General features: G+C 71.3%; 9 protein-coding genes. 2 read left to right on the plus strand and 7 right to left on the minus strand.

The genetic code is table 11. The annotated features are described in order from the left end of the window. The first annotated feature begins 268 nt into the window (after positions 1 to 268). The gene (locus tag AB0J64_RS43235) at positions 269 to 445 is read left to right on the plus strand and encodes a hypothetical protein (protein WP_364041286.1); all 177 of its coding nucleotides are present in this window, start codon (positions 269 to 271) and stop codon (positions 443 to 445) included. 18 nt (positions 446 to 463) lie between these two features. Here the strand turns inward: AB0J64_RS43235 and AB0J64_RS43240 are convergent, their stop codons facing one another. The 6 genes from AB0J64_RS43240 to AB0J64_RS43265 all read right to left on the minus strand — a co-directional run bounded on the left by AB0J64_RS43240 (position 464) and on the right by AB0J64_RS43265 (position 9,608). Further along, positions 464 to 1,654 (minus strand): hypothetical protein, encoded by a 1,191-nt coding sequence (locus AB0J64_RS43240; RefSeq protein WP_364041288.1) that lies wholly within the window; start codon positions 1,652 to 1,654, stop codon positions 464 to 466. A 167-nt stretch (positions 1,655 to 1,821) separates the two neighbouring features. Further along, entirely contained in the window at positions 1,822 to 2,919 is a 1,098-nt protein-coding gene (locus tag AB0J64_RS43245; protein WP_364041290.1) for a ThiF family adenylyltransferase, read from the minus strand. A 136-nt stretch (positions 2,920 to 3,055) separates the two neighbouring features. Further along, positions 3,056 to 3,328 (minus strand): DUF4190 domain-containing protein, encoded by a 273-nt coding sequence (locus tag AB0J64_RS43250; protein WP_364041292.1) that lies wholly within the window; start codon positions 3,326 to 3,328, stop codon positions 3,056 to 3,058. 90 nt (positions 3,329 to 3,418) lie between these two features. Then, complete coding sequence (locus tag AB0J64_RS43255; RefSeq protein ID WP_364041294.1) at positions 3,419 to 4,342, minus strand: ROK family protein; 924 nt, start codon at positions 4,340 to 4,342, stop codon at positions 3,419 to 3,421. Then, complete coding sequence (locus AB0J64_RS43260; protein ID WP_364041296.1) at positions 4,342 to 5,343, minus strand: hypothetical protein; 1,002 nt, start codon at positions 5,341 to 5,343, stop codon at positions 4,342 to 4,344. The genes AB0J64_RS43255 and AB0J64_RS43260 overlap by 1 nt, the downstream gene beginning before the upstream one ends. Further along, the gene (locus AB0J64_RS43265; RefSeq protein WP_364041298.1) at positions 5,340 to 9,608 is read right to left on the minus strand and encodes an NEW3 domain-containing protein; all 4,269 of its coding nucleotides are present in this window, start codon (positions 9,606 to 9,608) and stop codon (positions 5,340 to 5,342) included. Before AB0J64_RS43265 ends, AB0J64_RS43260 begins: the two co-directional genes overlap by 4 nt. 222 nt (positions 9,609 to 9,830) lie before the next feature. Here AB0J64_RS43265 and AB0J64_RS43270 point away from each other — a divergent pair, with 222 nt between their 5' ends. Then, positions 9,831 to 10,679: a bifunctional methylenetetrahydrofolate dehydrogenase/methenyltetrahydrofolate cyclohydrolase gene (locus tag AB0J64_RS43270; RefSeq protein WP_357616695.1), complete on the plus strand. Its 849-nt coding sequence runs from the start codon at positions 9,831 to 9,833 to the stop codon at positions 10,677 to 10,679. Positions 10,680 to 10,768: 89 nt separating this feature from the next. Here AB0J64_RS43270 and AB0J64_RS43275 read toward each other — a convergent pair whose 3' ends face one another. After that, a complete protein-coding gene (locus tag AB0J64_RS43275) occupies positions 10,769 to 12,229 on the minus strand; it encodes a benzaldehyde dehydrogenase (RefSeq protein ID WP_364041303.1) in 1,461 nt (486 codons plus the stop codon). Positions 12,230 to 12,235 lie beyond the last annotated feature (6 nt).

Below are 12,235 nucleotides of genomic sequence, written 5' to 3' on the forward strand. Positions count from 1 at the left end.
TGAGGTCGGGCTGCCCGCTATGGAGGCCGCCTGAGGTCGGGCTGCCCGCTATGGAGGCCGCCTGAGGTCGGGCTGCCCGCTATGGAGGCCGCCTGAGGTCGGGCTGCCCGCTATGGAGGCCGCCTGCGGACGGGTGGCCCGTCGGCGTGGACTTGGACCACGGGACGCGGCCACCCCGGGCATGCCGTGTCCGGTTTTGGGGCCGAGCATCGGCGAGATGCGGTTAGCCTGATGCTCCCCCATCTTGCCGATCCTCACGGAGTTCCCCTTGCTCGAGGCGATCCTGCGCGCATTCGTCACCATGAACGGCTTCGCCACCAGCCCCGTCGTTCTCCTGGTGCTCGCCTTCATCGGTGCCTATCTCGGCAGCCGCGTCGTCGAGATCATCCCGTTCACCCGCCGGATCATCGAGCGCCGCGAAGCCCAGGCTCTCGAGCGCGAGTAACTTACCGGGGCCGCACCCTCAGAGGAGTCCGCCGGCCCGGCGCAGGCGGCGCTCGCGGAGGGCGAGCAGCGGCGGCAGGCCGACCTGTACGGCTATGTACACGGCCACGGCGAGCGCCTCCCAGAAGCCCGACGAGCCGATCGGGCCGCCGGCCAGCTGGGCCAGGCCCCAGCTCCCCAGCGAGACGACCAGCGGCAGCACGCCCGTGAAGAGTATCCAGACCATGCCGGCGATCCCGGCGATGTACGGCACCACGAACCATCGGGCGACCTGGAGATCACGCGCGCTCATCCCGGACAGCTCATTCGTCTCGTCCTCGGTGAGCCGGAACAGCTTGGCCTTGGCGGTCAGCCAGGTCGTCCGGTAGAGGTTGTGGCAGCGCAGCGCGTTCGCGAGCAAGGCGTACGAGTCGCTGCGCAGTGGCAGGGCGGCCCACTGCCAGATGATGCCGAAAGTCTGGGAGAGCGCCACGACGGCGAGGAGATCGTCGAGAACGCCGGGCGGGTCGAGCAGCCGCAGTCCCAGCGTGACGGCCAGGACCACGGTGTCGATGGCCATTCCGGCCAGGTAGACCCCGTGGCGACGGTGGCGCGGCACCGTGACGATCTGGGTGAGATCGGTCTCGAAGACGATGTATATGCCCCGATAGCTGACCCGGAAGACCGCCGGCACGCCGAGCGCCCGTCCCGCGAGCCAGTGCCACGCCTCGTGCACGGCGCCGAACGCGATGCCGAACAGCAGCCAGCTCAACGCGGACAGGCCAGGGCTGGGCAGCCACCAGGCGTCGTCCCAGGAGGGGCGCAGATCGGGCCTGATCAGAAAGAGGGAGACGGCGAAGATCACGGCGGCCGCGTAAAACGTCCAGGCGGCGGGCCCGAACAGTCGGGCCGCCGATCGGGGACTGACCCCTTCGATCCACTTGATCTGCCCGCGCGCTCCGCCGGCCTCGGCCGGCGGATCGAGCAGTCCCGCGGCGGTGAGCCCGTCGACGAAGTCGGGGCCGTCCACCTGCTCGCCCGCGACCTCGCCGGCCCGCGCGGCGGCCTCGTCGAGCGAGCCGGTCTCCTGCAGCGTCGTGACGAAGACCGCACCCGGCTCTGGCACCGCGACGAAAATGCCCAGTTCGGGGCGGCCGAGAATCCATGCCTCGCCGTCGAAGGCGACCGTCAGCCGGGCGGCCCGTTCGCGCAGCTCCTCATCCAGGGACATGGCCATTCTTCTCTCCTGGGATCTTCTCTCCACGGTCGGCAGGAAGCGGAAAAGGGGCCGCACCCCGATCAGGCAGGAGTGCGGCCCCTTGGCCGATTCTCAGGAATCGGTGCCGTTCTGCGTGAGTCGGGTGTTCTCGACTCGCACGATCTCGATCTTCACAGTGATCACCTCCCTCCGCATACCGCGCATGAGGGATCACGTGGCCACTCGGCCCGACTCGTCGCACAGCCGTGCGCGAAGTCGATGTCAAGTGGCCGACCGGCGTACGCCGGTGGCTCGAAACCGGTCAGGTAGCGCAGCACCTCGAAGGCGCCGAATGCCCCCAGCAGGCCGGCGACCGGCCCGATCCCGCGGTTGGGCTGTGGCCTGCTGACGAAGAGGCGAGTGGCGGCGATGGCACTGGCGATGGCCGGATCGTCGGGGTCGGGGAAGTGCGCCGGGTTCGAGGGGTCGGCCGGTACGCAGGCGCGACACGCGCTGACGCCCGGGTTCACCGACCAGACCGTGCCGGTGGTGACCGACATGCCGCCACGGACGAACGGCACCCCAGTGCGTACGCACGCCTCGTTCACCCAGAGGTCGATCCCCTTCGGCCGGTCGATGCCCGAGGCCACCACGTCGGGCCCGACCCGGCGGATGAGCTCGACGAGCTGCTCCGGTCCAGAGATGTCGGCCTCGACCCACTCGACCTGGACGGCCGGGTCGAAGGCCCGCACCCAGGCCGCGGCGCGCTCGACCTTGCGGGCGCCGATGTCGTCGGTGCGGTAGAGGTACTGCCGGGCGAAGTTGCGCAGCTCCACGGCGTCCCGGTCGAGCAGCGTCATCGCGCCGACGCCGAGCCCGGCGAGGTGCGGGATGGTGTTGGAGTTGAGGCCCCCGGTGCCGAGCACCAGGACGTGTGATTCGCGGAGGCGGCGCTGCAGGTCCTCGCGGCTGCGGTCGAGGGTGCTGAACGACTCGAAGAAGGCCAGGTTGCTGAAATACCGTTCGGCGTCGGCAGGCTCCAACCGGTCGAGGCGGTCGCCGTCCTCCAGCAGCCGCTCGGCGTCGAGCGCCGCGACGGCGTCCCGTACGTCGGCCTCGTCCAGCGACAGCTCCTTCGCGAGCTCGGCGACGGTCCTGCCGCCCTCGCTGAGGAGACCTATGAGCTTCTCCACCGTCCCGTCGGGGTCGGTCAGAATCAGCTGGTCGCGTGGGTCGTACACCAACCGCAGCACATCCCCGACCCGCTCCCAGGCGATGCCTTTGAGTCGTGGCCTCATCGCCGCATCAGCCAATCTCTGAGGAGGGACTTGGCAGCAGCGTGACAGCCGTGCGCATGGATCCTGCATGGATCCCGTATGGGAGCTCAGGCCCTCGAGCGCGAGTAGCGGTGGCCGAAAGGCTCCCTAGGGCTCATCAGCCAGACAAACCATCGAAGACGTCGTTGAGCCCTTGGGCCGGCGTCTCCGGGTGCGTGATGATGACCCCGGAGACGATGAGCGCCGGAACGAGCACGATGTAGCCGAGGACGAGTCCGCCCACTGCCAGGCCGTGCCCGGACCTGAGGCCACGTCTGGTCTTCGTGGTGGCCACATGGCCCAGGACAACGGCCACGATGGACGGGATGCCGAACAGGCACCAGCTCCCGAAGAGTCCGATGATCCCGAAGATGAGGCTGGTTAGGCTCACCAGCCGCCAGGATCCTCCACTTCTCGTTGTGGGACAAGGGCCGGAATCGGCTGTGCACGAGGTCGCAGGCCCCGCCGTCCGGTCACCCCACTATGGGGCCGCCGGCGTGCGCTGCCAGGCTAACCGGGCCGCCCCCGCCAGGGCCGCCTGCACGCCCAGCGTGCTCTGGTGGACGCGTACCGCCCGGACGAACGCCAGCCCTGCCACGTCGTCAAGCATGCGCTCCAGCGGGTCGAACAGCACTCTTCCCGCCGCCGACACGCCACCACCGACGACCACCGTGGTGATCTCGACTGCGGCCGCCGTGGAGGCGATCATCCCGGCCAGCGCCCGCGCGCCGCGTTCGAACGCCGCCACCGCGATCGGATCGCCTGCCGCGGCGTCTCTGGCGAGTGCTCGCGCGTCCGCCTTCTCATCCGCTTGGCCTGAGGAGGGCGACCAGCCGTTGTCCAGCGCCCAGCGGGCGAGGTTGGGTCCGCTGGAGTAGCGTTCGACGCAGCCCCGGCCGCCACACTCGCACCGCTCGCCACCGGGATCGATGGACATGTGACCGACGTGGCCCGCGTTCCCGCTCGTCCCCAGCAGCGGCCTGCCGTCGATCACCAGCCCGCCGCCGATCCCGGTGGACACCACGATGCCGAGCAGCGAGCTGCTGTCTCGCCCAGCCCCCAGCCAGTGCTCCCCGAGCGCGAAGCACTGCGCGTCGCCCGCGAGGACGGTGGGCAGTCCCGTCAGCCTCCGCACCTCCTCGCGCAGGGGGAACCCGCGCCAACTGGGCATGTTCACCGGGCTCACCGTCCCGGCGGCCAGATCCAGTGGTCCGGCGCAGCCGATCCCGACGGCCTCCGGTGGCGGGCCGTCGTCGGTCACTTCCGCGATGAGCGCGGCCAGGGCGGACATGACGTCCGTACGTGGCGTGGGCCGCGTACCGGAACGCAACACGGAACCCGCTTCGTCCACCAGTGCGGCGGCGAGCTTGGTTCCTCCGATGTCTATGGCAAGTACGTAGTTCATCAATGTTTGTGGTGGTTGTCGGGCTGGCGGGGATCGCCAGGGTGTTCGAGTCCGGGCACGAGTTCGACCTTCTTGGCGCGCAGGTCATCCAGCCGGCGCGCGAAGGTCCTCCGCCGCGCGGCATCCAGCAGCGTCGCTCCACTCCGGTCTTGTCGGGGTGGGATGGTGGCCTGCTCCGCTGAGGTGGGCGCGTCGCATGCGGTTGGTGGCGGCCGAAGGGCGGCTCCTCGCTCTGTGAAGGGGGTGACGATGGCGACATGCCACCCCAAGGCATCCTGTACGGGGCCTACCAGAGTGCCGTGTGGATGGCGCTGAAGTGCTTCGGCTATCGCCGCAGGCAGCGAGTCGAGCGATGCCGCCGGGCCGAGCGAGTCGAGGGCGTCGGGTGTCGCGCGGTGGGCGCTCGAGTGGTCCGGGAAGAGGCGGTGCCGGATGAGGTACTGCGGGGGGCGCTCGGCGCGGGCGGGGGACCGCCATTCCGGTGGGGCTTCCATAGTGGCGGTGACGTGCTCGAACACGGCACGCACCCACGGATTGCCGTTGTACGCGGCGGTGTTGATGGAGCCCAGTTCGACGGCCGCCACGCCCTCGAACGGCTCGGCCTCCACCGGATCGAGCCCCAGATCCGCTGCCACCGCTTCGCACAGCGCCTCCGTGAGGATGACCTGGGTCAGCCATCTGGCGAGTTGGCGGTCTTCCGAGCTTCCTGGCACGGGCAGCGTCGCGCGGAAGGGACCGTTGCGCAGGTCGGCGAGGCGTCGTTCGAGCCGTTCGCGGGGGATCGGACGGCCGTCGACCCACCCGGCCACCGCCCCGATGCCAGGCGCCGAGGCCGCCCCAGTGGCAGCCGGACGCACGCCTTCCGCAGGGGCGGCCAGGCGCACGCCTTCCGCAGGGGTGGCCGGACGCACGCCCTCCGCGGTGGCGGCCGGACGCACGTCCTCCGCCACCGGGCCGCCTCCAGCCCGGCCGCCTGCCGGCTGCTGCATACGGGTCGTCACCGGGTCACCTCCAGCCGGATCGCCGGGCTGTACTGGCAGCGGCCGAACCACATGACCTTGGCCAGGGCCCAGGCGTGGCCTTCGGGCGCGTCCTCGGGGACCTCCACCCGGAATGACACGTCCACCGTTTCGCCTGCTGCGACCGTGAAGCCCTGGATGACCTCGGGGAGCAGGTGCCACGTCCCCCAGGGGGAGGCGAGCTGGGACTCACCGCGGATCTCGCCGGAGGTGGTGTTGGTGAGCCTCAGGACGAGGGAGGTGCTGGTGCCGGGACGGAGAGCGAGGGCGTCGGTGATGGGGGAGACGGACAGCCCTGTGGGGCGGCCCTCGGCGGACGTGGTGCCGCGGTCGGCCCTGGTGGAGGCATGGGGTGTGCCCTGGCTCGGGAGCTCGGGGGTGGGGTTGAGGGCCACGGTGGTGACGTCTTCGATGAACTGGCCGCCTACCGAGGTCCGGGCGGAGACGAAGTGCAGGCCCGTGGCGGGGTGAGTGCGTCCACCGCTCTCGGAGGAGGCGGACGGAGTCACCGTGACCGGGAAGCGGAGGTGGCCGCCCGGCGGGAGGCGGAAGGCGCGTTGGGCCGGGGAGGCGGTCCAGCCTTCGGGAACGTGGAGGGTGACCAGGCCCTCGTGGGCCTCGTTCGTCAGGTGGGAGGAGAGCACCACGTCCACCTCGAAGGGCTCGCCGCCCGACGGCGTGACCAGGCCGGGGCTGATCGCAAGAGAGATCGGCAGGTAGCCGAGCGGAGCCGGGCCCTTGTTGTGGAGCCAGTAGCGGGTGAAGACCGGCTGGGCCTGCTCCGCGGTGGGGCCGAGCTCGGGAGGCACGGTGCCGGATTCCATCGGAGTGCCCCGGTCTGTGGGGGTCAAGTAGGTGGCGATCTCGGAGCCGGTCAGAGGGAGGCTCGTGGTCGTGACCGGGGCGCCGGGGTGCTCCAGGAGGTCGGAGTGCGTCAGGGAGTGCAGAGGGAGGAGCGGAGAGCTGATCTCCGCTGTGGAGCCCAGGCCGGTGGCTTCGACCAGGCGGATCGTCACGCCTTGGTCAGGCCCGGTGGTGTGGCCGTGGGCGTGGGGGTTGCCGGTGGCTTTGAGGGTGCCCAGGAGGACGTCCAGGGCGGGGGCGAGGGTCAGGAGGGAGTGGGTCTGGGGGAGGTCGCCGGCCTGGGGCGCTGTGAGGGTGCGGGGGAGCAGCGGAGTGATGTGCTCCTGAGCCTTGGCGGGGAGCCGCTGGGCTCGCCAGTCGCCCTCGCCGCCGACCAGGGCGTACGAGAACTCGTGCGTCCAGTGCTGGAGCTGGAAGCCCGAGCCGTCCGGCGTCGTGCGGTGAGGTGGGTCCAGCCAGATGCCGGACGGCCAGCCCGTGCAGGAGCGCATCAACGACAGGTGCAGCGCGCCCGACGGGTCGACCGCGAAACCGGGCAGGCCGTAGGCGAGCAGAGCGACCGTGCGGTTGTCGAGGCGCTCCGTGCCCAGAGGGCACACCGCTTCGATCGTCGCGTCCTCCAGGTCCGTCACGAGGTCGGCGATCGGGCCTGCGACGATCAGGGCCGGGAGGGCGCGTACGTCACGGAGGTCGGCGCTCGGTTGCCAGACTGCCGGGAGCGGGCGTTCGGCCGGGATCCACACCCGGGACTCGCCGGACTTCAGGGCGTCCAGGTAGGCCGGGTCCGCCCGGGAGAGGATCTCGGCGGCCAGCGGGTTGGTGTCGGGGCCGCCCAGGACGATGCGTACGTCCGGGAGGTTCGAGTCGACGTCGAGCCAGCCGTACCTCGTGCCCGGGGCGGAGGACGTGGTGGCGGTCACGCCCACGCGGGCCAGGGCCACCACCAGGTCCCGGGCCTCCGGGGCGTCCTCCAAGGTGGGCACCACGACCTCGGCCACGCCCAACGCCCTGGCGCCCGCCTCGCCGAGGTCGACCTTGGCCGTGGCCGACAGGCCGAACCAGGTGTTGGCCGGGTTGTCGAGCGTCCACGGGTGCTCGGCCGAGTCCACGTCGGGGAGTGCGAAGCCGCGCCCCACCACGGCGCCCGAGACGTCGGACACCGGGAGCGCGCCTTCGACATGGGCCGGGAAGCGGACGCGGAGCAGGCGGTCGGCGCCGGTGTGGTCGAGCACGCAGGTGGTGAACTCGATCCGGTCGGAGCCGGTCGGCAAGGTGACGGTCTGCTCGTAGGTGATCTCGCCGACCTGGCCGGTGACGGTCAGGCGCCGGCCTATCGGGCTGGTGTCGGCGCGTGCGGTCGCGGCGTGCGTGTCTGCGGAGCCCACGACCCGGCCCGTGGGGATGAGGTGCCAGGGGCCCTCGCCCATGTCCGGGTGCTGGGGGTATTCGTCGTACAGGCGGAGCTCGTTGCCTGGCCCGGTGAGGAGTTCGCGGCCCGTGGATCGGTCGAGGATCGAGGTGAGCGCGCCGCCTCGGGCAGGATCGGCCGTGACCTGCCATCGGTCGTTCTGGATGGTGATCGGGTCGGTGGTCGGGCCGATGATGGGGCCGCTGCTCGGGTCGGTGGTCGGAGCCCCGTCGGACGTGAGGGTGGTGAGGACTTCGGCGTCGGTCGGGTGCCAGGTGGCTGGGGAGCCGTTCACGATCCGGTACGTACGCCAGCCCATGGAAGGAACATCGCGGGCCAGGAACGTCAGCGTGCCGTGCTCCCGGACGGCGGGGACATGGGCGCCCGAGGGATCGGCCACGGTCTGCCCGGCCGGCAGGGGCACGCGGACCAGGCCGTCGCGGGCGAAGGGGAGCGTGTTGGTCACCACCACGCTTGCCGCGTCCACGCCGATCCGGCCTGTCAACGCGCTCAGGGCGTTGTCCCGGGCGGTCGTGGCCAGGTCGTACGCCTCTCGCCAGCCGGTCAGCAGGTCGATGTAGACCTGGTCGGACTCCGAGCCGGTGATCGCGTCGTGGTGCGCGCCGTAGGCCAGCTGGCGCCACACCTTGTCGAGCGCCGTGTGCGGATAACGGCCGAGCCCGAGCAGGCTCGCGAACGTCGACAGCCGCTCGGCGTCCAGGGCGGCCACCTCGGCGGCGCGCTGGGCCTGCTTGGTGTCGATGTACGACACGTCCTTGCCGGTGTAGACGGGGTTCATGTCGCGGGTCTGGGGGCTGAACGACGACAGGTCGGCGCGGACGGCGTCGAGGAAGTCTCGAGGAGTGGCGCAGACGAACCTGGGCCAGACATAGCGGCTCGCCCAGGTGCGGTGGATGTCGGTGACCCACTTGTTGGGCGGGGTGTAGTCGGTGCCGACCGGGAGCAGGATGTTCTTGGTCGCGGCCACCGGCTTGAGCGAGCGGTAGAGGTCGTAGACCGCCTGGCAGGCATCGTCCAGGGACGGCGAGGAGTCCATCCACCAGCCCGCGGAGTAGTGGCCGGGCATGTAGTGGGTCAGCACCCCCTGGCCGGACGGCGAGATCCACTCGAACTCGCTCGGGAACTGCATCAGCGCGGCGTCGTTCTTGGCCTGCTTGAAGTTCTTGCTGATCGGGCCCCACTGGTGGAAGGGGCCGCGCGCCCATGCGCTGCCGGTCAGCCCGGCCGCCGCCAGGTAGCCGGGGAACTGCGGGTCGTGGCCGAACACGTCGAGCTGCCACGCGGTGCGCGGGTCGCCGCCCAGGATGTCGCGCTGGTAGCCGATGCCGTAGACGAGGTTGCGGATCGTCGTCTCGGCGCCGGTCAGATTGGTGTTGGGCTCGTTGTACGTGCCGCCGATCAGCTCGACCCTGCCCTCGGCCATGAGGGCACGCAGGTCGGCCCGCCGCTCGGGGTGGGTGTCGAAGAACGGCTTGAGATAGTCGACCTCGGCCAGCACGAAACGGTAGTCGGGGTCGCGGAGCGCCAGCTCGATGTGGGCCTCGACCAGCGCGAACGCGTTTCGCTCCCACAGCGGCCTGGTGGTGCCGTCGCCGGAGAGCAGCTCCCACGGGCTGGTGTAGGCCGCCTGCGTGTTCCACCACACCGGGTCGTAGTGGAAGTGGGACACCATGTACATGGTCCAGCCCGGCTCCTCGGCCGTGACCGTGACCGCCAGCGAATCCTCGCCCAGCGTGAGCACGCAGGGCACGGTGCTGCCAGGCGGCGCGGACACGGCCATGGGCACCTCGAGGACGGCGGCGGCCGCGGGTACGGTCACCGGCTCGGCCAGCCGCACGCCTTCGCCGCGCAGCTCCAGCGACGACTCGTGCTCTCCTTCGGCAACGGTGACTCTCAGCACCTGGCAGGGCGCGTCGTGGGAGCCCACGAACAGATCGGTCGACTCTGCGGACAACAGGCGGCAAGGCAAGGGAACCTCCTGAGCATGTTGCTGGCGCCCGCAACACTAAGCCCTTCCAAGATCAATGACAACGATGTCAACGATTGCCTGTGGATAACTCGACTCAGCTGCCTGGCGTCTGTGGATAACTCTTCGCCAGGACATCTGGAGCATGCGAATGCCGGACAGGGTCGGGCGGCGTGCCGAGGGTGCCGGCGGACATGGAAGGATTGCGGCATGAGCGCAGTGAAACTCGACGGCAAGGCGACCGCCGCCAAGATCAAGGCAGACCTCACGGCCCGGGTGGCCGCGCTCAAGGAACGCGGCATCACTCCCGGCCTGGGCACCGTGCTGGTGGGCGACGACCCCGGCAGCCAGATCTACGTCGCGGGCAAGCACCGCGACTGCGCCGAGGTGGGCATCGCCTCCATCCGCGTCGACCTTCCGGCGACCGCCACCCAGGCCGAGGTCGAGGCGGCCGTCGACGAGCTCAACGCCTCACCCGAGTGCACCGGCTACATCGTCCAGCTCCCCCTCCCCAAGCACCTCGACACGATGGCCCTGCTCGAGCGCATGGACCCGGCCAAGGACGCCGACGGCCTCCACCCGGTCAACCTGGGCCGCCTCGTCCACATGGTCGACGCCCCGCTTCCGTGCACCCCGCACGGCATCGTGCTGCTCCTGCAGGAGTACGGCGTGCCGATCAAGGGCGCGGAGGTGGCCGTGGTCGGGCGCGGCATCACGGTGGGCCGCTCGCTCGGCCTCCTGCTGACCCGCCGCAGCGAGAACGCCACCGTGACCCTCTGCCACACCGGCACCCAGGACCTGGCAGGCCACGTACGCCGGGCGGACATCGTGGTGGCGGCGGCAGGCGTGCCCGGCCTGATCACCCGCGACATGGTCAAGCCCGGCGCGGCCGTCCTCGACGTGGGGGTCTCCCGCGTGGACGGCAAGATCGCCGGTGACGTGGCGCCGGACGTTGCCGAGGTCGCGGGCTTCCTCACCCCCAACCCGGGCGGCGTCGGCCCCATGACCCGCGCCCTGCTCCTGTCCAACGTGGTCGAGGCCGCCGAGCGCCTCCACTGAGCCACGCGGCACCTTTTCGCGGGCGGCGGACCCCGTCGCCCGCGCCCCTGGCCGACAAGACGCGGGTGCCGCCCGCCCAGATGTGGGACTCAGAACGGGTACGCGGCGATGTCCCCTTGCATCGTGACCCACTGCGTCTCCGTGAAGGCGTCCACGTTCGCCCCGGTGCCGCCGAACCGGGCCCCTGTCCCCGAGGCCCCCACCCCGCCGAACGGCGCCACGGCCTCGTCGTCCACGGTCTGGTCGTTGATGTGCACGATCCCCGTCGGCACCAGGTCGGCCAGCGCCAGCCCCTTCATCACGTCGCGGGTGAGGATGCCCAGCGAGAGCCCGTACTCGGAGTCCGCGGCCAGCGCCGCGGCCTCCTCCAGCGTGGCGAACGTCGTCACCGGCGCCACCGGCCCGAACACCTCCTCCGCGTACGCGGGCGCGGTCACCGGCACCTCCGCCAGCACGGTGGGCCGGTAGAACAGCCCCTCGTACGTCCCCCCGGCGGCGAGCCGGGCCCCGGCCTCCACGCTGGAGGTGACCAGCCGGTGCACCCGGTCGCGCTGCCCCGCGTCGATGAGCGGCCCGAGCGCGACCTGCCCGGTGGCCGGGTCGCCGACCGGCAGGTCCGCGGCCTTGGCGGCCAGGCGCTCGACGTACTCCTCGGCCACGGCCTCGTGCACGAGGTGCCGCCCTGAGGTCATGCAGATCTGCCCCTGGTGGAAGAACGACGCCCACGCGCCCGCGGAGGCGGCCGGGCCGAGGTCGGCGTCGTCGAACACGACCAGCGCCGAGTTCCCGCCCAGCTCCAGGTGGACCCGCTTGAGCAGGCGCGCGGCGGCCTCGCCGACCCTGCGCCCGGCGGCGGTGGAGCCGGTGAAGGAGATCACGGGGATGTTCGGGTCGGCGACCAGCGCCTGACCGGCCTCGGGACCGCCGGGCAGCACGTGCAGCAGCCCGGCCGGCAGTCCGGCCTCCTCGAAGACCCGCGCGATCGCGAACCCGCCGCAGACGGCCGTGCGCTGGTCCGGCTTGAACACGACCGCGTTCCCCAGCGCGAGCGCCGGAGCGACCGACCGGATGCCCAGGATCAGCGGGAAGTTGAACGGCGCGATCACCCCCACCACCCCGACCGGCACCCGCCGCGCGAAGCTGAGCCGCTTGCGGGCCGTCGGCAGCACCTCGCCGAGCGGCTGCGAGGCCAGCGCCGCCGCCTCGTAGCACTCCTGCGCCGCCACGTGCGTCTCGAACCCGCCCTTGCCCGGCACGCCGCCGGACTCGCGGACGATCCACTCCTGGATCTCCTGCGCGTGCTCCTCGAACAGCCGCCCGGCCCGCCGCAGCAGCGCCGCCCGCTCCTCGTACGGCGTCGCGGCCCACGCCCGCTGCTCCTCCCGAGCCCGTACGGCCGCCGCCGCCACGTCATCGGCGCCGGCCGTGCCCGCGCGCCCGAGTTCGTTGCCGGTCGCGGGCTCGATGACCGGGGCGTCGCCGCCCCGCGAGGCCGTCCATCCGCCGTCGAAGACGGACCCCGTCCAGATCTTGGGGTCGAGGAACGTCATGGTGAG

The sequence above is a fragment of the Nonomuraea sp. NPDC049695 genome (assembly GCF_040674955.1).
Lineage (GTDB): Bacteria > Actinomycetota > Actinomycetes > Streptosporangiales > Streptosporangiaceae > Nonomuraea > Nonomuraea helvata.

Coding starts and splice junctions, on each gene's coding strand:
- AB0J64_RS43270 (WP_357616695.1), top strand. CDS start 9,831: ATGAGCGCAGTGAAACTCGACGGCAAGGCGACCGCCGCCAAGATCAAG.
- AB0J64_RS43275 (WP_364041303.1), bottom strand. CDS start 12,229: ATGACGTTCCTCGACCCCAAGATCTGGACGGGGTCCGTCTTCGACGGC.
- AB0J64_RS43255 (WP_364041294.1), bottom strand. CDS start 4,342: ATGAACTACGTACTTGCCATAGACATCGGAGGAACCAAGCTCGCCGCC.
- AB0J64_RS43240 (WP_364041288.1), bottom strand. CDS start 1,654: ATGTCCCTGGATGAGGAGCTGCGCGAACGGGCCGCCCGGCTGACGGTC.
- AB0J64_RS43245 (WP_364041290.1), bottom strand. CDS start 2,919: ATGAGGCCACGACTCAAAGGCATCGCCTGGGAGCGGGTCGGGGATGTG.